We start from the raw sequence: 23,464 nt of genomic DNA on the forward strand, positions 1-23,464 counted from the left end.
TTTAGATTTAAAATTTGATTAAAATAGTGGTCTATACGTAAGTTTTAAATAAAATGACCTGCCTGGTTTTTGCATAGCCCAATTATCAAAAACTTGCTTGTCGGTGATGTTTTTAGCATTAAAACTTAAGGATGTTTTGTTGTTAGGAGCTGTGTAAGAAATACCTAAATCATGAAGTGTTTGTGTTGGTATGTAGGCTTTTCCTTTGCTAGCTAAGCTTTCCCAGTTTCTGTAGAATTGATGTGTATATCCGAAATTGTAATTGATAGATAGTTTTGAGTTTTTCTTTATAAAGTCATTAAATTTGTATTCTACATAAGTATTTGCTGTTAAATACGGAGCATTTCTTAATCGGTCTTTATAATAAATATATTCTGATCCAAATTCATCATATCTTAAGTTATAACGGGCATTAAAATTAGAAAAATTAGAAGTGATAAATAAGCGATTGTTATAGTTGTACTTTAATTCAAGATCATAACCAGTACTTTTTACTTTACCTAAATTTTCAAAGCCATAGGTGTCTGAAATACTTCCGCTAATTCCTCTTGTAATCAGGTTTTTTATATCTCTTATAAAGAAATTAGTTTCAATATTAAAATGATGTTTTTTTGTAGTGTAAGTTCCTAAAAGAAACCCTAGGTTAAAATTCGTACTTGTTTCTGGCAAAAGAGTATAAGTTGGTTGGATGTTATCACTAGTATTTCCTAATAATTCTGAAATACCAGGCATTCGCAATGCTTTTTCGGCAGAAGTTAATAGGGTTATTTTAGGAGTTATAGCAAACGAAATAGCTGCTCCGTAACCATTGTGACTAATGTTTTTTTTATACGTAGTAGCAACAATTTCTTGTCCTGCCTTTTTAGGGTCAGATAGTTTTACATCTTGTTTGTACTGTTTATAGAAGAGGTTTGTTTTTAGCTTTTTTGTAAAAAAATTACTTTCATAAGAGTAGCTAATTATTTGCTTGGTAAGATATCTTGTATCTGTTAATTCTCTTTCTGCTTGTGGACGTAGTGGATCGTCAATATCTCTTGTAAATCTGTTATAAAAGTAATGTAGCCCTATTTTATGCTGAGGATGTAGTTGGTAGTAAAGCCCTGTTCTATTGGCTATATTAATTTCTTTGTTTTCAGCTAATGTAGCATCACCAGCTTCTCCGCCATTACTTTGCCAATTAACAGGAACGCCATTATTATCTCTTATGATTTTTCCTAGCCAACTATACATATAAGGAACGGTGTCAATTACAGTACGGTTTGTATGAGAAAAAGAGGTAAAGGTGTTAAGAGATAAACCATCGATTACGATATCCTTTTTTCGGTACTTAAAAGATAGCATCTTACTAGTACGTTTGCTTTTTCTATTACCATATACAATATCCATAACAGGACCTGTTTGTATATCATTTTCCATGTCAGATATTATTAAACCTAAAGTAATTTCATCGGCCCATTTTATTGAAGTATATCCAATGTTTGTTTTTATTCCTTTAGATTTATATTTGTCATGAAAACGTTCTGCTCTCACGTATTTTATTTTTCCTGTATTTGGATTTATAACATAAACATTATCGCCCCAAACCTCATAATTATTATCTGTACTATTTAAAAAAGTTGAAACATCTATATTGAAGTTTGTTATGGGGTTTCTGTAGCCACCATCAATATTAACTTGATGTGTATTAAAAGATCCATATGAATATGATGCACTAAGATGCGTACCAATACTTTTTTTAAGAATAATGTTAATACCGCCACCCAAAGCATCTTCTGTTAGCTCGGCAGGCAAAACACCTTTGTAGGTTTCAATGCGTTTTATCATTGCAGGAGGAATACTTGACAAAGAAAAAGACTCCCCGTAATTTCGAATCGGAATTCCATCAATAAAAACCCTAACAGAATTGCCGCTTAAACCATTAAGATTAAAATGTGTGTGAGAGCCAAGTCCTCCACTTTGTCTTATTTTAACGCCTGCTGTTCTACCTAAAATTTCGGTTGATTGTAGGTTTTGAATAGCTAACTTTTGAGTGTTCGTTATAGCAACCGAAAACCCTTTTTCTTTAATAATTTTCCCTTTAGACTTACTAGTTATAGTAACATTATCTAACGTGGTGCTTTCGTTGTTTTCTAAAACAATAGTTAAATGATCTGATTTTTTAGTTAAATCTACCTCTACTGTAATTCCATTTGTTTCGTAGGCTTTAATAAAAACAGTGTATTTTCCGGCAGGAATATCAGAGAAAATAAAATTTCCGTTCTCATCTGTATAGGTGTTTTTACTTATTTGTTTAATATAAACCAAAGCTAGTTCAGCTGGTGCACCATTTTTATAGACTACTTTACCGGTTAAGCTTTTTAACGAAGCTTCTTTTGGTGTTTTACTGTAACAGTTAAAACTTATTAGAAGTGATATTGATAATAAATATAAAGCGTTCAAAATTTATTTAGATTAGATTTAAATAGCGAGGCAAATATAATTATTGTTTTTATTTAGATTGGTTAAAAATTAAATATTTTTAATTTATTTTGAAATAGCTAGTTCATAGGTCTGATAAAAAAATAATGTGTTTTATAACAGGTCAATAGCAGTGTAAATCAGATTAAAGTATTTAGTTTTTTCAGCAATGAAAAGAAGGGAGGCTTTGAAAAACAGCAGAAAAAACAATATTGTAGTTCTTTTTAAGGCAGAAAACGTCTAGGATTTCTAAAATAACGTAGATTAATTGTTGAAGGAGAGTGGGGGTAAAACAAAAAAGACTTAAGAAAAATCTTAAGTCTTTTAGTCGGGGTGGCAGGATTGTAACTACCACTCTAATGTCTTTAATTATCAATTAGTTACAAGTTGTTTCCTTTTTGAGGTAACCGAATAGGTAACTTTAATGATATGAACTTTCGTTTTGAATTGCTTTATACAAAAGAGGTAAAAATATAAAAACCTTATACATACAAAGCAACATAAATTTACGCAAATTTTATGATTTATGGAAGTGATTTTATAACTAATTAATATACAGATTAATGATTTCAATTTCTATTCCAGAATATTCTGAAAAATCATTGATAGTAACAAATTGATGAGGTTCTTTGTCTAAAAAGTTCTTGATATCATTTAATAACTTGCGTCCATAACGTTCACTACGCCCTGTGATGCGCTGAATGTCTTTTGGGTATATACAAGCTCTTTTCTGATTCATAATACTCTATCTATACTTTATCAATACTTAAAACAGACTTAATATTTTTATGATGATGTTGATAATGCGTTGTTAAAATGTTGTGAACACTTTCGTGTTATCAATATTTTAATGACGTTTTTGGAGTTATCGGAACGAACATCCAAAAACGGATTTCGTTTTTTTATTGACTGCCATAAAGTTACGTGATTTGAAATGTTAATCACAAAAAAAAGTAAAAATTATGGCAAAACAAACTGGAATTATTAAGCTAAAAGGAACTATCGGAGGTATTTCTTTTTACAAAACAAGCGATGGACATCTTGCTCGTGAAAAAGGTGGTGTAGACAAAAGTAGAATTCAAAATGACCCAGCGTTTCAAAGAACGCGAGAAAATGGTTCTGAATTTGGTAGAGCAGGTAAAGGTGGAAAAGTATTGCGAAATGCGATTCGTGTGCTTTTACAAAATGCAAAAGACAAAAGAGTGGTTTCTCGTTTAACAAAAATTTTAGTAGCCGTTACTAAAACCGATATTGTTAATGAAAGAGGACAGAGAACTTTACAGGATGGTAATTTAAACCTTTTAGAAGCGTTTGAATTTAATTTGAAAGGAAAGTTAGGAGCAACTCTGTTTGCTCCGTTTGTTAAAGCTTTTGATAGAGTTTCTGGAGATACAACTTTAAATTTAGCTGCTTTTTCACCAACAGTTAGAATTGCAGCTCCTGCAGGAACGACACATTTTAAAATTGTAATGGGAGCATCAGAATTAGATTTCGTAAATGAAACCTCAACTTTTGAAAATGATGAAACTGCAATTTTACCTTACACAGTTGCAGATACAGCTGCAATTGCATTAACAGCTTCTATAACTGCTAATTCTACATTACCAGTAGTACAGGTTTTAGGAGTAGAGTTCTACCAAGAGGTAAATGGACAAATGTATTCTTTGAAAAATGGTACTTATAACGCATTATCTGTAACGATTATTGATAAACCTTAACAATGGAGTTAATACTTCAAAGAGCATATTTTAAAGAGGGTACTAATGGTACTCTCTTTAATTCTGATAAATTCCTTTGTCATACCATTGAATTGCCCTGGAGAAATAACAAAAGAAATATCTCTTGTATACCAGAAGGGCAATATGAAATTCTACCAAGATTTTCAAAACGATTTCAATATCATTTGATTTTGAAAAATGTGAAAGGTAGAAGCTTTATTTTATTTCATCCTGCAAATGATGTTAAAAGAGATTTAGAGGGCTGTATTGCTCCTGTAACCTATTTAAATGGTATTGGTAGAGGTGTATATTCCAGAAATGCTATGCAGAAATTATTGTCATTAGTGTATCAAGCTAAAGACCGAAAAGAAAAAATTGTATTAATCATTAAATCACAGAATTATGAAAATTATAGAACGTTATAAAAAACCAACACCGAAATTCTTTCGAGTGTTAAGAAACATTGGTATAGCCTTAGCCACTGCAGGAGGTGCAATTATTGCAGCTCCAATAAGTATTCCTGCAACAATAATAACAATTGCTACTTATATGACAGTTGCAGGAACTGTTGCAACTGCTGTTAGTCAAGCTGTAGTTTCTAATGAAAAAAAGGATGACTAAAAATATGTTTCAGAACGATATTCAAATAAAGTCAGGTGTTGTTGGGGGAACATTACTCTCTACAGTTTTTACTATTAGTTTAGACGATATACTTTTTACTGTTATTATGGCTGTTATTGGAGCAATTGTTAGTTTTTCTGTTTCTACATTATTAAAGTGGTTGTTTTTTAGAAAGCAAAAAAAGAATACCTAGTTTTAGTACTGGGTATTCTTTTGTTTTTATTGATTGATATTTAGAATTTCGTTTTCAAAGAGAATTATTCTAGTTTTTAATTGTCTTTGTTTAGCAAGTTGAATTATGTTTTTTGTTCCTTTACTTTTTCCATCCCAAAAAGCAATTAATGCGTCTGCATATATTGCCATTTGTTTATTTCTTTTTGGTCCAGCAGCTTTACCATATTTTATCCAATCAGCCGGAAATTTTATAATGTTGATGTTTTTTTCAGACGCGTATTTCTCTCCTAATTTGTCAGCACCTTTGTAATGAGCTCCAGAAATAATTTCGATATTTTTTTGTTTGTCCAGAAATTTATCACATTCGTGTTTTAATTTTTGGTAGTTGGTGAAGTTTCTGCTCCCAGCTATAATTATTTTCATAGTTTAATTTGTTAAGATCTTAGTAAGGCTATTTTTAGTTTTGAAATAGTTAACAATTGTTGTTGTAAGTTTTCTTCGAAAGCAGTTATTTTTTTGAGTTTTTCAACTTTCAATTGCCATTGTTGTTCTTCATAGTTCTGCAGTGCAGTAGTGATTACTTTTTTTACGTCTGAAATACCAATAAATGGAATGACAGAGCCTTTTAAATAGCACCCAAAGTATTGACCAACTTTTAAGGATAAACACAGATAATACAAAGACTCTCTATTTGTTGTAGAAGTTGTGGAAATTACAAAGCAGTTTGGACAAGGTTTGTCTAATGGCTTTCCAGAATTTAATCCTTTATTCAAAATAAAAAAATGTGGGTTTGAGTAAGTTCGTCCAATTTTGTGGGTTTTGATTTCAAAAATTTGCATAAGTATCCATTTTTAGGTTCAGGTTCTTTTGCTGTTTTTTTGCCCATAAAATTTTGGAAAGAAAAACAACAAAAAGAAAGCTGTTTCTAAATGGGGAGGATAGACTATCAAGGTTTTTGAAAAAAATACTACCAACTACTGAATGTTGAATTTTAAGTATTAAACTGTTAGTGGTGGAGATTTTTTTCAAAACCGAAGGGCTTGACCTTTATAGGCTAAAAGCGGAGGCTTTTAAAAGATAAAATTTTATACAAATACATTTTTTCTTGAGGGAAACAGATGCTGAAAGTATTGCAACATTAAGGGAACCATTTGTTTTGCTGTCTTTTTTTTGTTTTTCTTTTTATCCTTTATTATATCTAAAATGATAGATTTTATCTGGATTTTTTTTGATTACTTAAAGAAATGAAACAAACAAAGACTTGAGATAAGGAATACTTGGACTTAACGATGGTTTTGTGCAGTTGAATGAGGTAAGGAATTATAATAAAGTTAAAATACCTAGTGCGCCGGCAGCAGCGAGAATAAGTGTATTGCTTTTTATTTGATTGTACTGTTTTTTTGATTGGTTTTGTTAAAAGTGAATGTTTTGAAAATATTACTTATGAGTTAGATTATTGAAATATATAAGTTTATTTGATTGTTAATAGCATTTACTTTTAGTGAAACCAACTATCCTGATTTTTTCAAATAAAAAGTTATACTCTTATTGGCTTTTTTTTGATTTTATAGGTGCTTTACAATTTCTTTTATAAACTGAAATTTTAATGATTTTAAAAATATTCACTTAAATTTACCAGTAGGCACTTATAAAAACAATGTAAAAAAGACGGAATGTTATTAAATTATCTACTTGTTATTATTAATTACTGGATGCGCGTCGGATGTGTGGCTATTTTACATAATGGCGTTATAGTGCCTGGAGTTTTTCACGGAAGAGCAGTATAACTGCACGTTATGTAAATATAGCTTGGGATAGCGTTTAAATTATTAGCTTTTGGCAATGTGCAGCTCTTTGCAGTTGTGTAATGAGGCACGAATGAAACAAGCTGTAATGTGCTGCATAAGTGAGGCAATTTAAACGCTATAAAGGAATGGCGAGGGGAACAAACTAAAAGACAGAGGATTTTGAGGTACGAAAAAACTGGGTTTTAGTTTGTGGGGATTTGTTTAGATTAATTACCTATTGTAAATTTTTATCTTACACAATTTTATTGTTTTTCTGTCTTCTAGAAACCAACTTCCTTCTAATACCTTCAATTTTATCAATTTCTTCTGAATTTAAATCAAGTGCAGAATTTAATATTTCAGTATTGTACTTTGAGAGGATTTCTGTAATATTTAGTTTATTCTTAAAATTTTGTTTATAAACTTCAAAGTTATTTACAAACGCATAAGGCAATGGCAAAGCTCTAAATTCATTTGGAGTAATTTCTAATACACCTCCACCATAATAACGGCCTTCTAATTCTGCAAATGCGAGTGTTAAAGAATTATAAAATGAGAATATTATATTTTCAATTAGATAACCATCTTTTGGTTCAATCATATAGGCACTATCAGTTACATAAGCTGCTGCATTGTTCTTTAATAATTTTGGATATTCGTGAGCTCTTTTAAAGAAAAAAGCTTCTGATTGTTTTGCAATATTTGGAACTTGATACCAATGTTTTCTTTGACGACATTTAAACCTAGTTTCCAATTCTCTATCGGTTCCTATTTTTAAATAATTTACTATATTATTTGATAGCTTACTTGGATTTGCTTTATTAAAATCCAAGAGGTAAGCAGGTTTATTTTCTTCTACAAGCTTCTGAAAATCTTCATTTTCAAATGTTACAGAGCCATTTACGTAAAACCCTTTTTGAACAATAGGTTTAGAATAACTTCTTAATCTGTTTTTAGTAACAACCTCATCATTTACAATGAAATAATCATTGGCAGCAGTAACTATACCTGCTTTATTTTCTACGTATTTAGTTGTTAAATTTAGTTGAGATTTTAAATTTTCTAAAAATTGATGTTCATCTGGTGATAAGAAATGATGAGTCCATTTGGTATTTGATTCAGAAACAGAAACATTTTGCATTAAATTAAAACTTCTATTCTCTAGTTCTTCAATATTTTTTATAGTTGTATAATAAGTACCTTGCTCTTGATGTTGATTATAACCCACTATTAGAACAGTATCCTGTCCTTTACATTCTTGAAATTGTAATTCATCAAACATAAATACTTCAAGTCTATCAAAACTTGATTTCAGTAAATCTCTTATTTCTTCTGAAAATTTCACCTGAAGTAATTCTAAAGGAAGAACAAAAGCGATAACACCATTATTTTCTATTTTTTGAATAGCACTTACTAAAAATGATGTCCATATATTATTTATCTTTTTATCTTTTAATCCGCTATCAATATGAATGGATTTGCATAAGTCTTTTTGTTCATCAGTAAGTAGTGAACTTTTTACATAAGGCGGGTTTCCAATGATTAGGGAATATAAGTTGTCATCTGAATTATGAAAATCTAAATAGTCACTGTGAATCGAATTGAGATTAACAATTGGATTACATCTATCAATAGCTTTGTTTAATTCATTTAACTCTCTTTCAACTAAGGTAAGATTAATGTTTTGAAATCTATCTAATTGATTATTATTAGAAATTGCAGCAGCAAAATTACCATCACCAACACTAGGCTCTAATATAGAAATAACATCTTGATCAAAATTTTCAAGGCAATAATCTGCTATGAAATTTGCCAAACGTATTGGAGTGTAATATGATCCTAAACTTTTTTTATTCATTTCCTTATTTCTGCTAATTTATATGGACGAATACTGCTTCTTTTTTGAAGTGTTTTATTTAATTGTATTATACCTGATAATGATTCTTTTAATAGAGTAAAATCTTCTGGATTATTTATTTTGTCTTGAAGAACTTCAAGAGCTTTAGTAACATTTTCTTCTCTTTGCTTTAAAAAAGACTCACGCCTTTCATATAAAAGTTGTGGTCTGTTTAAATATAACCTTTCTGTCATATATTTTGTACTAACATAAGTGCCATAAACTTTGTAGTCTAGGGAATTTACTACAAACAAATCTGAATAGTCATAAGTAGAAGGGTCAGGATAACAAATAATATCTAAATCATCTGCATCATTAGGCCAATCATAACTTTTAAATCTATTGCAAATAGGACAGCTATAAAATAAATTACAAATATCATTTTCCAGAATTTTAAATCTTTCAATTGACTTAGGCTTGTAGTGTTCAATATGATAATGATCTATACCACCAAATTGAGCTTCGTTAATTGAGCAATAAATACATTGATAAAAACACTCTTTTGCAATTTGTTCTTTCCAATCTGAATATGTACCAACTGCTGGTTGATTTTCTTTATCTTTTATAATCTTCTTCCAGTTCACTATTTTGTGATTTTTGCTTCAATTTTTTTCTGTAATTCTTCTAAAAACTGAATTTTATTTTCATATTCATCTAGCCAATCTTTTCTTTCACCTAATCCGCTATCTAATGGCAAGTTAAGTTTTAATTGTAATGCACGTAGACGAATTAAATTATCCTTATCATTTTTGCCAGACGCTACTAATTCTGATAGTTGTTGAAATTCTTCAAGCTCACTTGTATTTTCATCTAAATATCTTTGTGAAGCTCTTATAAACCTATCCACATATCTTTCTCCTTCATCTGTAAACTCCTGTCTGTCAATTATGTCTTCAAATTCACTGAATTTTTGCTGTAAATCTTCATCACTTTTATTAGAAGTAATTACATAGATTGGAATATCTTTAAATTTGTTTCTTACAATTGTAACTAATTCATTTCCTCTATAACCAACTGGACCTACGTTATCTTCAGATTCATTATGCATTCTTTCATCAAATATTAGGCAACAAATATTGTTTGCCTGAATCCATTCAAAATATTCAGTAAAATCCTGAGTATCAAAAGGAAAAATATCAATTACTTCTAGAGTAGACTCTCTATTTTCTAAGTGAGCCTCTAGAGCAAGTTGTAATGTTTCTCTTTGATCTTTATTATCATCAATAATTCCTATTCTATTCATTTTTTTTTCTCTATTGGCAGCCATACTTTAAAGCGAGCTCCTTTTAATATTGGGTCTTGATCAAAGGATATTTCTCCTTTTAAATCTCTAACTATAGAGCTAACAACAGTTAACCCTAAACCTGTTCCTATACTTTTACTTCCTTTTGAAGGATTAAGTTTGGTTGAAAATAAAGGTTCAAATACTCTATGACTAAATTCTTTTGATACACCTGGTCCAGAATCTGAAACCGTTATCATATAGCCTTCTATAATTGATTTTTTAGATTTTTTCTTATCTTTAAAAGATAGAGTAATAACAATTTTTCTATCACCAGATTTTTGAGTTGCAGCAGTATAAGAATTAGTTAATAGATTTATTAGAATAGTTTCTATATCCATTTGATATGTATTGGAAAACATATTCTTCAATATCGAATCAATAGAAATAGAAGCTGCTGAGAAAGCAGGTTTTAATTCATTAACCACAGATTCTATTGTTCGTTTTATATTAGTATTTTTTTTGTTTCTTTTTTCACGCTGAACTCTTGTTAAAGCATAGGCACCCCAAGCAGCTACTCTTTTAGAATAACGAATTGCTTTGTCAAGTTCTGAAAGTGCTTTCTCTATGTTAGGCTCTTTTCTTTTTAATAATAATTTTGCAGTTGAAACAGAGCCTTTAAACTGAGTAATAGATCCTTCTGTTTCGTGACCAAACACTGCAGATGATATACCTATTGTTGCTAAACCACTCAAAGTTCTATTCCAGTTAAGTAAATCTGTAATAGTCTTTTCGACTTTACTAGTTGTACGACTTAGATTTGTAATGTTTTTCTGTACTTTTATTTTTGTGTCTACATCAATATCTTTACTGTCTTGAATATCAGAATTAATATCATCTAAATCTTGCTCAATGTTTGATAAAGCTTTTATTAATTTATCTGTCTGTGTTTCTGTTGAAGACTTCTTAGTACCTGCTTTTGAACTTTTAATTTTTGGAATCAACTTTGTTCTATATGATTCAAGCATATTTATTGAACCTAAAGTTAGGCTACGTAAATCATAAAAGGCTTCTGATTCTACTAAACCTTCTCTTGCAGCACTATCTGCCAATTCAACATTTGAGTCTCTTGTAATGAAAACACCGCCAACTAATTGATTAGGAGTTACCCTATAATTTTCTGCTCTACTTAAACCAGCTGGATCTTTTGCTTTTCTATCTGCTAATTCCAACCAATCATAACCAAATTGTGAACTAGGAAAACCATAAGGTTTTACAACAATCTTATCTCTATAGACTTTTATACCTGCATTATTATCCAAGAACTCTCTAAGCGAACTAAGGTTAAAATCCATATCTCTAACAGATGCTGATTCCCTTAAAAAGAAATATAATTTAAGTGTAACTGGACCACATCTCAATGAATCAGATAAATCGTGTGAATCTTTTAAATTAGATTTAGAAATTAGATTTTGCCAATCAATTTTTTCGATTATTTCTTTTTTATTATACTTGTCCCAATATGTATAAACTATTTCTGAACCTTTTCCATCATAATAAGCTTCAATTTCTATTTCTGCAGCATTTAAATAGTTAGTATCTATTTTTTCAGAAATAGTTGGCTGGATATCATTAATTAATGAAATATCAAAATCAACAACATCTTCAAATGGTGGTGTTAAAGCTGATAATTCTTGATATAGATTTTCAATATTATTTTTACTCCAAGGTTGTCTTTGTTTAGATATAAGAATTTCAGTACCAGTTTTTGCATCCTCTCCTAAAAGCTTGGGTAAACTTATTGAATCAGGTTTAAATAATTGCACTCTAATATCAGATATATTTTTACCTTCAACATCGAAATCATCCCAATTTAATTTTATCCCAGTCAGTTCAGAATCTTTTGATTTTGTTCTTATTTCTAGTTGAGAACCTAGTCTATCAGTTGAAATTCTTCCAATACCTTTTTCTCCAGTTTTTCTTCTTCCTAATTTGCTTTTTTTCTGCTGACGTTTCTCTGAAAAACCAATTCTTAACCAATTATTTTTCAATTCATCTTCGGTCATACCGAAGCCATTATCTGCTACTCTTATTGAATCTGTGGTTATAGAGAATATTTCAATGTCTACATTTTTAGCATCTGCATCATAACTGTTCTTTACTAATTCTAGTAGCGCAGTAGAATGATCTTTAATACTATCTCTTCCTAAGTGTATTAGAGTTTTTGCATCAACAAAAAATCTTTGATGATCTGGATCTAGTTTAGCTAATTCATTAGAAAGAGATAAAATCTTACCAAAATCAGGAGGATTTTTAGATAGTAAAGCTGTAAGCTCTAATTTTACATTGTCAATTTTACTACTCATTAGTTTTCGTTGAATTAATTAATTCTCTTACGTCCACATCTATAACATTAGCTATATCAATAAGGGTTTCTAAAGATGGTTGACTTTCATTCGTACACCAATTTGAAATGGTAGATTGACTTTTACCAAGTTCTTGAGCTAACCATTTATTCTTTTTATTTTTTTCAGCTAAAACTACTTTTATACGATTTATAGTCATAGAAGTACAATTAATTAGTGTATTAGACAAATATATTGAGTTGAAACCGAATAGCAATGCAAGTTTATAATTCTTTTAAACTCTCTTATCAACACTTTCCTTATCAAAAGCAACTAAATTAAATAATTCTCGCATTCGAGAACGTACACGATTACCATATCTTTCTTCTAATTCTTGTGCATTTAGGTTGGTTGTAGCGTGTGTTCTTATTTTTCTTTTTAGGAATAAATCGTAACGAGATAAAAGAATTTCTCCCATTACATTACAATCTTTACCAAAATGACGACCAGTTGATTCAACACCTAAATCATCAAAACAATAAAAACTACTATTACCATATTCTTCAATAGTTTTGTAACCAATATTATTAAATGCGAATGTGATATTTCTAGCAGGAATTAGTTCATACGGTTTTTGATGTGGTACCATAAACCTTAATAATTTCATTAAACTTGTTTTACCACAGCCTACAGGTCCCGATAATAATATCCCTTTGTTTGGATCTATTTCTAATTTTTTGCAAGCCTCAAAATCACTTATAAAATAGACACATAGTTTATATAAAATAACCTCATCTTCTTCATAGATTTTAAAGTTTTTACCAAAGAGCAGCTTTCCTTTTGCATCAAGATAAATTAATATTTTTTTGAAATCGTATGAAATATTATTGTTATTAAATTCTCCTAATTGGTATTGAACACCTCCTTCTTTTATAATATGTGGTTGTATCTTATTCATAGTTTTAGATAGTGAGTTACTGAAATAAGCGCCGTATGACGCAAAGCGTTATAAAGGCTCATTGTAGTTTTTGTTTTTACTTGACTTTAGGTTGTCTTGATTTTGGCTAACTGCTTTTTGATTTATTTTTGTTTTTATTTCTTCAGCTTTTAGCATCCAATTTTTAGCAGTAGCTTGCCAATTGACAATTTTTGTTTTTCCACCTACTTTCCAACCAATACCTTGATAATGATTAAAAAATTTTTGAGCTTCAATTATTGGCCATTTTTCATTTTTAAAAAAAGTAATAACATCATTTTCATTTTTTGGCTGGTCAAGTTTATTAATGTTTTTATTAGTTTGTATATGTTTATTATTAGATACCAGTGCTTGTCCGTTTATAGGATTGTATGAGTCCATAACTTGTTTATAACTTGTCTCAAAATTGAACATCTTAATTTTACTTCCCTTAAATGGATTGTGTGATGGATAGTAAATAATATATTTCCAATGATTTAGCTCTTTAATACATTTATGATATGTTGATTTAGAGCCTATCTTTGAAAAGCTCATTACTTCTTCTCGATTGATATAAAATTCGTCTAAAAACCGATTGTTATTCCAGATTTGGAATAATGCTATATATAAACTTATATGTGTTGGATTTAAACGGTTGTCTTTAGAGAATTGAATAAATACACCTTTTAGGTGTTTTATATAATTAACTTTTTGCATAGAATAGGTGTTTTAGCTGCACTTAAAGTGGCATTAAAACTTGTTGTGTATTCTATTGTCTTGCATTACTTTTTGAATATCATCATAATCGTAATAAATAACACCACCAACTTTAGTGTATGGTAACGTTCCGTTAATTCGTAAGTTTTGTAATGTACCTGGTGAAATACTTAACAGGTCGCGAACTTCTGGTGATTTTAACCATTTTTTAGTGGCTAAACCTGTTTTGTTATTGATGATTGTTTTAATACCTTCTAATAATTCTAATTTGAATTCGTGAAGATCTTCGGTTGTAATAATTGTTGCTGCCATAGTAAACGATTTAAGTTAAAAACAGCTACCACATCAAACTTTCGTTATCAATGGCAGCTATTAAATTGATTTAATTCACGAGTTAGAATGTTTTTTTCAAATAGGTATTCGTGAATCTGTGATTTGACTTTCGTTTAGCAAATATGAAGTGAATTATTGAGTGTTTTTCACAAGTTACACCCAACTTGGGTGTTTTTATACGCTCATATTTAATGAGTTACATTGATTTGTTTTAATGTTTTACTTGTAAAACATAGGCAATAAAAAAGAGCAAATACTATGATAATTATTTGCTCTTTAAAACACCCAAGTTGGGTGTTTATTCATCAGATTCTAGCATTTTATCTACTAAAGACTCTTTTAGTTTATCAATGAATTTTGTTTGATTTATTTTGCGTGAACGGATTTCTAAAAAAGTTCTGTAATAATCGCCCAAACTAACGTTAAACATTTGTTCGCAAATTAAGGCTACCTCTTTAATATCTGCTGTTCCACTATTTATTACTCCAGAACTATGAAGTGCATAAATGAGTTCTATTAAATCTGTTTTATTACCTGTCCAAAATAATTTTGATTGCTTTTGAAAAGCGTTATAATTTGCTTCCATACCATTGTTATTTTCAAGTTTATCAATTTCAGTTTTTAAATAAATTATTAGCATATCATAAGCAAGAATTGTGGCTACAGTAGAATCGTGGCTTGTAGAAAATTTATCATCTGCGAAAAAAGAAAGAGAATCTGGAAATAAACGAATATTAGCTTTTCCTCTTATAAAATATTCGTTATCCAAAAAAGTAGCACCTCGTCTATAATAATGATAAAACTCTAAATTATCATTAAAATAATTTTGCAACCTATCTATATGTTTGTTAAAATACTTTACTTGAGATTTGTTACTACTTCTTGGTCTTTTACTTTCAATACTAAATAATTTCACATAATAAATTAATTTACTAAAAACTTGAGGCTTAATATTTTTGAAAAAATAGATTTCATCAGAAGTTGATGCTGATTTTCGTTTTAACAAAAGTTCTCTTATTTGTTCAAGAGCTCTTTGAGTTACCTTAATACCCTCTTCAGACTTCTCTAAAACGCCTTCAATTTCTTTTTCTAAAAAATCTAAATTAGAATCTAATTTTTTTACTATTCTTTCAATTTTTTTCAACTTACAGTAGTTATGAGGACAATAAATCTGGTTTGTTTAAAAATACTTTACTTTAAAAAAATTAAAATAAATACAATGACTTTAATTATTTAACGCCATTGCATTCGTTGTAATCTTACAGCATTCAAAATTGCTAATAACGCAACACCTACATCAGCAAATACAGCTTCCCACATTGTTGCTAAACCACCTGCACCTAATATTAAAACAACTATTTTAACACCAAAAGCTAAAATGATATTCTGCCAAACAATTTTTCGAGTAGAACGACTAATTTTTATTGCTTTAACTACTTTTGAAGGTTGGTCTGTTTGGATAATGACATCAGCAGTTTCAATGGCAACATCACTTCCTAAACCTCCCATTGCAATACCTACATCACTTGCTGCTAAAACTGGTGCGTCATTAATACCATCGCCAATAAAGGCTATTTTATTTTTGGAATTTTGTTTTAAAGTTTCAACTTCATTCAATTTATCTTCGGGTAATAAACCACCTTTTGCTTTTTCAATGTTTAATTGAGAAGCTACTTTTTGAGTAATGGAATCTTTATCCCCGGAAAGCATCATTATTTTAGAAATACCGACTTTGTGCAAATTGGTTATGGTTTCTTTGGCATCTTCTTTCAATTCGTCTGCAATGACAACATAACCTGCAAATGTATTGTCTATAGATACTAATACTATAGATTCTACAATAGTTTCTGTTTCCTCTAAAATATTAATATTATTGGCTGTCATTAAGGCTTTATTACCAACTAAAACAATCTTGCCATTCACGATACCTTTTAAACCTTTACCTGCTATTTCAGAAACGTCTTGCGCTTCAAAATCTTCACCATTTTCTTTATACTCCATTATGGCTTTTGCTATTGGATGCGTGGACTGCTCTTCCATAGCCATTAAATATTGCATAAATTCGGTTTCTCTCCAATCAATTGCTTTTACTTTTTTGATTTTAAAAACACCTTTGGTAACTGTACCCGTTTTATCCATAACCAACGTATTAATTTTGGTCATAGCATCAAGAAAAGAAGCACCTTTAAATAGAATACCGTTTTTTGAAGCTGCTCCTAAACCACCGAAATAACCCAATGGAATTGAAATAACTAAAGCACAAGGACAAGATATTACCAAGAAAATTAAAGCTCTATACAACCAATCTCTAAAGACATAACCATCGACAATAAAATAAGGTAATAATGTAACGCCTATGGCTAAAAACACAACTATTGGCGTATAGATACGTGCAAACTTCCTTATGAATAATTCGGTTTTAGATTTACGAGCTGTTGCATTTTGAACCATATCGAGAATACGAGCAATGGAACTGTCTTTAAATTCTTTGGTGGTTTCAATTTCTATAACACCATTGAGATTGATACTTCCTGCAAATACTTTTTCACCTTTGGCAATGGTATCTGGTTTACTTTCACCAGTTAAAGCTGCTGTGTTAAATGATCCTTTTTCAGACAAAAAAACACCATCTAAAGGTACTTTTTCGCCAACACGTACTTGTATCTTTTCGCCAATATTTACGGCTTCAGGATTTACAGAAACATAATCTTTATTTCGATAAACTAACGCTTCCTTTGGTCTAACATCAAGCAATGCTTTAATGTTTGATTTTGCTCTATTAACTGCTGTGCTTTGAAATAATTCGCCTACTGCATAAAATAGCATTACTGCAACACCTTCAGGATATTCACCAATAATAAACGCACCAATGGTTGCGATTGACATTAAAAAAATTCTGTAAAGACATCACCTTTTTTAATACTTTTCCATCCTTCTTTTACAACAGGAAATCCAACAGGTATATATGCTATGATATACCAAACAATGCGAATCCAATCTCTAAAAAAATTAATATCAAAATAATCTAAAGTAATACCAATGATTAGCATTACAAAACTTACTATCGCTGCACTATATGCTTTAAAATTATTGGAACCTTTACTGTGATTATGACCATCATCGTGACTGTGTTCTTTTTCAGAATTAGGTTTTATATCTCTTAAATTGAGTTTCTTTTTTTTCATTGATACTTAAATTTAATTCAAAGATGCTTTAAAATTGACTGCAATGGAAGTGCATTGTTAGCTACTACATTTATCACAAATACCTTTTACAACCAAGTTGACGTTTTCAGAAACAAAACCATCAGGCACTTTTATTTGAGGTATTTTATGTTCTGTTAAACATATAGTTTCGTTACAATTATTACAATGAAAGTGTAAATGTAAATCGGTTTCAATTTCACAACTGCATCCTTGCTCACAAAGGGCATATTTAGTAATACCTGTACCGTCGTCTATTTGATGAACAATTGCTTTTTCTTCAAATGTTTTAACTGTTCTGTATAAGGTGGTTCTATCTGCTTTTTCAAAAGCATTTTCAATATCGCTTAATGTAACTGCTATTTGTTTTTGTGCAAGAAACTTATATATAAGTAATCGCATTGCTGTAACACGTATCTCTTTTGACTCTAATAATTGTTCTATAGTTTGCATAATTTAATGTTCGTGTTCTGCTTCACCTTTTTTCATTTCTGCAATAAGGTAGTAGGCATTATTATAAGCGAATTTTGTACTCGTTTCGATTTCTTTAGTAAACTCTACAGCTATCCAATTACCATCTTTAGCTCCTAAAATGACTTCGACTGGTTTGAAACTCCAATCTTCATTTTCCTTTTCTACAGAAAACACAAAATAGGTATCGCCTTCTTTTATAATGGCACTTTCTGGTAATGCTCTTGTTTTTGTATTTTCAACTTGAATTTTACCTTGGATATACATTCCTGGAATTAAATTACCTTTTTTATTTTCAATTTCTGCGTGAACGTGTACTGCTTTAGGGTTATCTTCGAATGTTTTGCTTACCGAATAGATTTCTGCAATTAATTCTTCATTTTGAGTAGATTGAACATTAAAGGTTACTTTTTGACCTTTCTTAACTTTATATACATCTTTTTCAAACACCATTAAATCTGCGTGGACGTGATGTGTATTTACTATTTCAAAGAGTTCTGATTGAGGTTCAACATACTGACCAGTTTTTACTTCTACCTTTTGAACAAACCCTTCAATTGGGCTACGCAATGCTACTTGTTGAGCTATTGTGCCATTACGAACCGATGTTGTACTGATATTTAGTAATTGTAGTTGAGCTGCCATTCCATTAACCATAGCCTTTGACGCTTCGTATTCTGCTTCTGCTTTTTGAAAATTTGCACCAGAGCCTACGCCAGCATTATATAATTTTTGTTGACGTTCATAATTTTTCTTTAAAAAATTGCTATTGCTATACGCATTGAGATAATTGGTTTGCATTTGAATGATATTAGGATGTGATAAATAAGCAACAACCTGACCTTTGTTTACTTTATCTCCTTCAATTACTTTAATGGAAACTACATTAGCTCCAATTACGGAAGTTATTGCTGCTTCATTTTGTGGTGGTACTTCTAACGTTCCATTGGCTTCAACATAACCACTCATATTTCGCAACGCAATGGTGTCAATTTTCATTTTTAAGGCTTCAAATTGTTGTGCTGATAGCATCACTTCTTCGTTTTCGCTATGCCCTTCATTAGTTTCAATTTTGGTTTCTTTATTATGAGAATGCCCATCTTCTTCGTTGTGTTTTTCTTTATTGCCACAGGCAGTTATTAAAAAGGTCAACATTACTATTATTAGGATATTATATGATCTGTTTTTCATAGTGTTATTATTTAAAATATTGTAATTCAAAAATGCTTTGTAAATAGTTTACCAATGCTGTTTGAGCTTCTAACTCTGATTGAATGGCTTGATTTATAAGTTGCGTAAAGGCAGAATAATCAATTTCGCCTTCTTTATAAGCAAATAAAGCGCCAGTTTTCTGTTCTTTAATAAGTGGTAATACTTCATCTTTATAAAATAGCCAAGACGTTTTCCATTTTTGGTAATTTTCTTTTGCTTGATTAAATTTAGATTGCACTTCCTTTTGTTTAAATAACATATTTACTTCTGCAATTTCTTTATTGAATTTTGCAGTTCTAATTTGTTTTCTTGTTGTACCAGAAAGAAATGGTATAGAAATACCGGCTTGATAAGTATAATAGCCTGAACTACCGTTTACTTTTTGTAAACCACCTTGAAGGTTAAACTTTGGTAAATTCTCGGCTTTAGCAGCTTTGTAATTTGCTTCTGCTTCTGCTATTTTAAGTTGAGAAACACCATACAAAGGATGAGCTTCTGCACTAAAGGCTGTTAAATCTATGTTGTTAAGGGTTTTAAACTCGTTTGGAACTGTATAGATTTTTTCAGAAACTAACCATAAATTTAATTGCTGTAAAGCAATGAGGTATTCGCTATAAGCTTGCTTTGTTTTATTTTTAATTTGTAAAGCTTGATTTTTAGCTGCTGAATATTCTAATTTTGATATAGCTTCTACTTCATAATTTAACTCAACAGCTTTTTTAAAATTGGTGTAAATAGCATTCAATTCTTTATACAGATTATAATTCCGTTTACTTTTAAAGGCATTAGACCAGGCTTTTTTCACCTCTAATTCTAACTCCAATTCTGAAAGTTGATACGCCTTTTGCGCTAATTGAATACGTTGTTCTAATAATTTTTGCTTTGGTGCAATACCAAACACATCTATATTTGATTGGCCAACACCAATAGTTGTGTAAATACCTGAACCATCTTTAATTTCCTCACCACCTGTAAAAATTTGAGTTGAGCCAAAATCGAAAGCAGTCCCTTTTAATTGTTGCTGTTTATCAATTTCTAACTGTCTTTGTTTTAAACTAGGATAGTTCTCTTTTGACATTTTTATAGCTTCTTGTAATGAAACAATAGGCAAAGAGTCGCTAACTTGTTGTGCATTTCCTGTTATTGGAAACAAAAACATAAAAACTATAATAGCTGTTGCAGTTGCAAATTTTTTGTTTGCTTTAAATTTAAAAGACTTGTTCTCTACCCAATGGTATAATATAGGTAAAACGAATAATGTTAATAATGTAGAGGTTAATAAACCACCAATTACAACAGTTGCTAAAGGTCGCTGCACTTCTGCACCAGCTGATGCTGAAATTGCCATAGGTAAAAAACCTAAAACATCTGTAAAAGCAGTTAACATAATTGGTCTAATTCGTCGTTTTGTTCCTTCTGTAATTCTATCCTTTAAATTAGTTACACCTTCATCTTTCAACTCATTTAAACCACTAATCATAACCAATCCGTTTAAAACAGCTACACCAAATAAAACAATAAAACCAACTCCTGCTGATATACTAAAAGGCATATCACGCATCCATAAGGCTACAACTCCACCAATGGTTGCCATAGGAATTGCAAAATAAATCATTAAGGTTTGTGGTAGTGATTTTAAAGCAAAATAGATAAGGACGAAAATAAGTAACAAGGCAATAGGAACAACTGTTAGTAAGCGATTACTGGCACGCTCTAAATTTTCAAAAGCACCACCATAGCGAATAAAATAACCAGATGGTAGTTCTAATTGTGCATCTAATTTAGTTTTGATTTCACCTACCAACGATTTTACATCACGACCTCTTACATTAATACCTACATAGGTTCTTCTGTTAGTGTTATCTCTGCTTATTTGCATTGGACCTGCTTTGTAGCTTACATCAGCTACTTCGCGAAGTGGAATTTGTGCGCCAGAAGGTAAGTTGATGAACAAATTTTGCACATCTGTTATGTCTTTACGATTATGAGAACTTAATCTAACCACCAAATCAAATCGCTTTTCGCCTTCAAAAATAGTTCCTGCTATTCCTCCTGCAAAAGCAGATTGCACAATTTGATTTAACGTGTTTATTTGAAGTCCGTATTGCGCCAATTTACTTCTGTTATACGTAATTGTCATTTGTGGTAAACCTGTTGTAGCTTCTGCTTTCATATCACCAATACCTTCTGTACCAGCAATAATTTTAGATATTTCTTCTGCTTTTTGAGACAGTACGTTTATATCTTCTCCATAAAGTTTTATAGCAATATCTTCTCTAACACCTTCAAGCAATTCATTAAAACGCATTTCAATAGGTTGTGTAAATTCATAATTCACACCAGGAATTATTTCAACAGATTCCTTCATTTTTTCAATAAGTTCATCTTTAGATGATACAGTAGTCCATTCGCTTTTTGCTTTCAGAATTACAAATACATCAGCAATATCCATTGGCATTGGATCGGTAGGAATTTCTGCAACACCAATTCGACTGACTATTTTTTCAACCTCTGGAAACTTTGCTTTTACAATTTGCTCAATTTTTGTTGTCGTTTCAATTGTTTCTGTAAGTGAACTACCTGGTTTTAAAATGGCGTGAAATGCAATGTCGCCTTCATCTAATTGTGGAATAAATTCGCCACCCATTCTTGTAAACATAAAAACTGCAATACCAAATAAGACAACAGAAACACCAATTATTAATTTTCCTTTCTTTAAGGCTTTTTCTAATAATGGTTGGTATTTACGTTCTACCCAATGCACGAATTTATCGCCATAGGATTGTTTGTCATTTTTTGGTGCTCTTAAAATAAGTGCAGACATCATTGGAACATAGGTTAAACAAAGTACCATTGCACCAATCATCGCAAAAATAAAAGTCAATGCCATTGGCTTGAACATTTTCCCTTCAATACCTTGTAATGCCAATATAGGCAAGAAAACTATTAAGATTATTAGCTGACCAAAAAAGGCAGCATTCATCATTTTTTTTGAAGCATTTGCTGCGACATTATCACGTTCTTTAGACGTTAGTTTTTTCTTTTTTAAGACTTGTGAAGCAATAAGGAAAACGGTACTTTCTACAATAATTACAGCACCATCAACGATAATTCCGAAATCGATTGCTCCCAAACTCATTAGGTTAGCCCAAACGTCAAAAACATTCATTAGAATAAATGCAAATAATAAGGATAATGGAATTGTTGAAGCTACTATTAAACCACCTCTCCAATTACCTAATAAGAAAATAAGGACAAAAATGACTATTAAAGCGCCTTCAATTAAATTGGTTGCAACTGTTGAGGTTGTTTCTGCTATTAACTTACTTCGGTCTAACAATGGTTCGATAATGACACCTTCTGGCAATGATTTTTCAATTTGAGCCATTCGTACTTTTACATTCTCAATAACATCGTTTGAATTAGCGCCTTTAAGCATCATAACCAAACCACCAACTACTTCGCCTTCTCCATCTTGAGTTAAAGCGCCATAACGAATAGCAGCGCCAAATTGTACCGTAGCAATGTCGCCAACTGTAATTGGAATATTGTTTGTGTTTTTAACTGTAATTTTTTTAATATCCTCTAAACTACGCACCAAACCTTCTCCACGAATGAAATTGGCTTGATGGTTCTTTTCTATGTATGCGCCACCTGTATTTTGATTGTTTGCCTCAAGAGCTTCAAAAACATCTGTAATTGTAATTCCAATAGCTTTTAGTTCGCTTGGATCAACAGCAACTTCATATTGTTTAATTTTACCTCCAATGGCGTTAACCTCAACAACACCTTCTACCATAGCCATTTGACGCTGCACAATCCAGTCTTGCATTGTTCGTAAATCTGTTACAGAATATTTGTCTTTATACTCTGGCATTACTTTTAGTGTGTATTGATAAATTTCACCTAACCCTGAAGAAATGGGTCCCATAGTTGGCTCGCCAAAACCACTTGGAATTTGTTCTTTTACCTCGTTTAGTTTTTCGGCTACTAATTGACGTGGTAGATAAGTTCCCATATCATCGTCAAAAACTATAGTAACCACAGATAAGCCAAAACGAGAAATGGAACGGATTTCCTTTACATCAGGCAAGTTGCTCATTGCCACTTCAACAGGATACGTAACAAATTGTTCTATATCCTCTGTGCCTAAATTGGGTGCTTGCGTAATGACTTGAACTTGGTTATTGGTAATATCTGGAACAGCATCAATGGGTACTTGGGTCATACTCCAAATACCTGCTCCAACAATGGTAAGCGTTAACAAACCAATAATGAATTTGTTATTGATTGAAAAATCAATGATTTTATTAATCATATTAAAATGTATTAATTCAGTTAAACTTTTCGAT

The 23,464-nt window shown here is 30.7% G+C and carries 19 protein-coding genes and 1 pseudogene; 4 read left to right on the forward strand and 16 right to left on the reverse strand.

The annotated features are described in order from the left end of the window. Nucleotides 1–18 precede the first annotated feature (18 nt). On the reverse strand, nucleotides 19–2,439 hold the full coding sequence (locus RRF68_RS12005; RefSeq protein ID WP_315944490.1) for a TonB-dependent receptor: 2,421 nt from the start codon (nucleotides 2,437–2,439) through the stop codon (nucleotides 19–21). 980 nt (nucleotides 2,440–3,419) lie between these two features. Here RRF68_RS12005 and RRF68_RS12010 point away from each other — a divergent pair. The 4 genes from RRF68_RS12010 to RRF68_RS12025 are packed head-to-tail and all read left to right on the forward strand — an operon-like array spanning nucleotide 3,420 to nucleotide 4,989. Continuing rightward, nucleotides 3,420–4,175 (forward strand): hypothetical protein, encoded by a 756-nt coding sequence (locus RRF68_RS12010; RefSeq protein ID WP_068704656.1) that lies wholly within the window; start codon nucleotides 3,420–3,422, stop codon nucleotides 4,173–4,175. Nucleotides 4,176–4,177: 2 nt separating this feature from the next. Next, a complete protein-coding gene (locus tag RRF68_RS12015; protein ID WP_068704654.1) occupies nucleotides 4,178–4,600 on the forward strand; it encodes a DUF5675 family protein in 423 nt (140 codons plus the stop codon). Further along, nucleotides 4,578–4,796 carry a hypothetical protein gene (locus RRF68_RS12020; RefSeq protein WP_068704652.1) on the forward strand — a complete coding sequence of 73 codons (219 nt, stop codon included), beginning with the start codon at nucleotides 4,578–4,580 and terminating at the stop codon, nucleotides 4,794–4,796. Before RRF68_RS12015 ends, RRF68_RS12020 begins: the two co-directional genes overlap by 23 nt. A 4-nt stretch (nucleotides 4,797–4,800) precedes the next feature. Then, on the forward strand, nucleotides 4,801–4,989 hold the full coding sequence (locus RRF68_RS12025) for a hypothetical protein (RefSeq protein WP_068704837.1): 189 nt from the start codon (nucleotides 4,801–4,803) through the stop codon (nucleotides 4,987–4,989). A gap of 26 nt (nucleotides 4,990–5,015) precedes the next feature. Here the strand turns inward: RRF68_RS12025 and RRF68_RS12030 are convergent, their stop codons facing one another. From RRF68_RS12030 to RRF68_RS12100, 15 genes and pseudogenes are all read right to left on the reverse strand, one after another. Further along, entirely contained in the window at nucleotides 5,016–5,393 is a 378-nt protein-coding gene (locus RRF68_RS12030) for a DUF2493 domain-containing protein (protein WP_068704649.1), read from the reverse strand. Between the two features lie 11 nt (nucleotides 5,394–5,404). Then, on the reverse strand, nucleotides 5,405–5,809 hold the full coding sequence (locus RRF68_RS12035) for a DUF6943 family protein (protein WP_068704647.1): 405 nt from the start codon (nucleotides 5,807–5,809) through the stop codon (nucleotides 5,405–5,407). Nucleotides 5,810–7,010: 1,201 nt separating this feature from the next. Next, complete coding sequence (locus tag RRF68_RS12040; protein WP_215968343.1) at nucleotides 7,011–8,615, reverse strand: Eco57I restriction-modification methylase domain-containing protein; 1,605 nt, start codon at nucleotides 8,613–8,615, stop codon at nucleotides 7,011–7,013. After that, nucleotides 8,612–9,238 carry a hypothetical protein gene (locus RRF68_RS12045; RefSeq protein WP_215968342.1) on the reverse strand — a complete coding sequence of 209 codons (627 nt, stop codon included), beginning with the start codon at nucleotides 9,236–9,238 and terminating at the stop codon, nucleotides 8,612–8,614. Before RRF68_RS12045 ends, RRF68_RS12040 begins: the two co-directional genes overlap by 4 nt. After that, nucleotides 9,238–9,921, reverse strand: coding sequence for a hypothetical protein (locus RRF68_RS12050; protein ID WP_315944491.1), 684 nt, complete (start codon nucleotides 9,919–9,921; stop codon nucleotides 9,238–9,240). The genes RRF68_RS12045 and RRF68_RS12050 overlap by 1 nt, the downstream gene beginning before the upstream one ends. Continuing rightward, nucleotides 9,894–12,242: an ATP-binding protein gene (locus RRF68_RS12055; RefSeq protein ID WP_315944492.1), complete on the reverse strand. Its 2,349-nt coding sequence runs from the start codon at nucleotides 12,240–12,242 to the stop codon at nucleotides 9,894–9,896. Before RRF68_RS12055 ends, RRF68_RS12050 begins: the two co-directional genes overlap by 28 nt. Continuing rightward, complete coding sequence (locus RRF68_RS12060) at nucleotides 12,235–12,441, reverse strand: helix-turn-helix transcriptional regulator (RefSeq protein WP_215968339.1); 207 nt, start codon at nucleotides 12,439–12,441, stop codon at nucleotides 12,235–12,237. Before RRF68_RS12060 ends, RRF68_RS12055 begins: the two co-directional genes overlap by 8 nt. A 75-nt stretch (nucleotides 12,442–12,516) precedes the next feature. Further along, nucleotides 12,517–13,179, reverse strand: coding sequence for an ATPase (locus RRF68_RS12065; protein ID WP_215968338.1), 663 nt, complete (start codon nucleotides 13,177–13,179; stop codon nucleotides 12,517–12,519). A 48-nt stretch (nucleotides 13,180–13,227) separates the two neighbouring features. Continuing rightward, on the reverse strand, nucleotides 13,228–13,893 hold the full coding sequence (locus tag RRF68_RS12070; protein ID WP_315944493.1) for a hypothetical protein: 666 nt from the start codon (nucleotides 13,891–13,893) through the stop codon (nucleotides 13,228–13,230). 33 nt (nucleotides 13,894–13,926) lie between these two features. Further along, nucleotides 13,927–14,205, reverse strand: a complete 279-nt coding sequence (locus RRF68_RS12075; protein WP_068704635.1) for a helix-turn-helix domain-containing protein — start codon at nucleotides 14,203–14,205, stop codon at nucleotides 13,927–13,929. A 319-nt stretch (nucleotides 14,206–14,524) separates the two neighbouring features. Further along, a complete protein-coding gene (locus RRF68_RS12080) occupies nucleotides 14,525–15,370 on the reverse strand; it encodes an RteC domain-containing protein (protein WP_215968337.1) in 846 nt (281 codons plus the stop codon). Between the two features lie 89 nt (nucleotides 15,371–15,459). Beyond that, nucleotides 15,460–17,411 (reverse strand): annotated as a pseudogene (locus RRF68_RS12085) (heavy metal translocating P-type ATPase). Between the two features lie 57 nt (nucleotides 17,412–17,468). Next, nucleotides 17,469–17,882 carry a Fur family transcriptional regulator gene (locus RRF68_RS12090; protein ID WP_215968335.1) on the reverse strand — a complete coding sequence of 138 codons (414 nt, stop codon included), beginning with the start codon at nucleotides 17,880–17,882 and terminating at the stop codon, nucleotides 17,469–17,471. Between the two features lie 3 nt (nucleotides 17,883–17,885). After that, on the reverse strand, nucleotides 17,886–19,091 hold the full coding sequence (locus RRF68_RS12095) for an efflux RND transporter periplasmic adaptor subunit (protein WP_215968334.1): 1,206 nt from the start codon (nucleotides 19,089–19,091) through the stop codon (nucleotides 17,886–17,888). A gap of 7 nt (nucleotides 19,092–19,098) precedes the next feature. Further along, a complete protein-coding gene (locus tag RRF68_RS12100; RefSeq protein ID WP_315944494.1) occupies nucleotides 19,099–23,430 on the reverse strand; it encodes a CusA/CzcA family heavy metal efflux RND transporter in 4,332 nt (1,443 codons plus the stop codon). Nucleotides 23,431–23,464: the final 34 nt, after the last annotated feature.

The sequence above is a fragment of the Tenacibaculum sp. HL-MS23 genome (assembly GCF_032463465.1).
Lineage (GTDB): Bacteria > Bacteroidota > Bacteroidia > Flavobacteriales > Flavobacteriaceae > Polaribacter > Polaribacter bernardetii.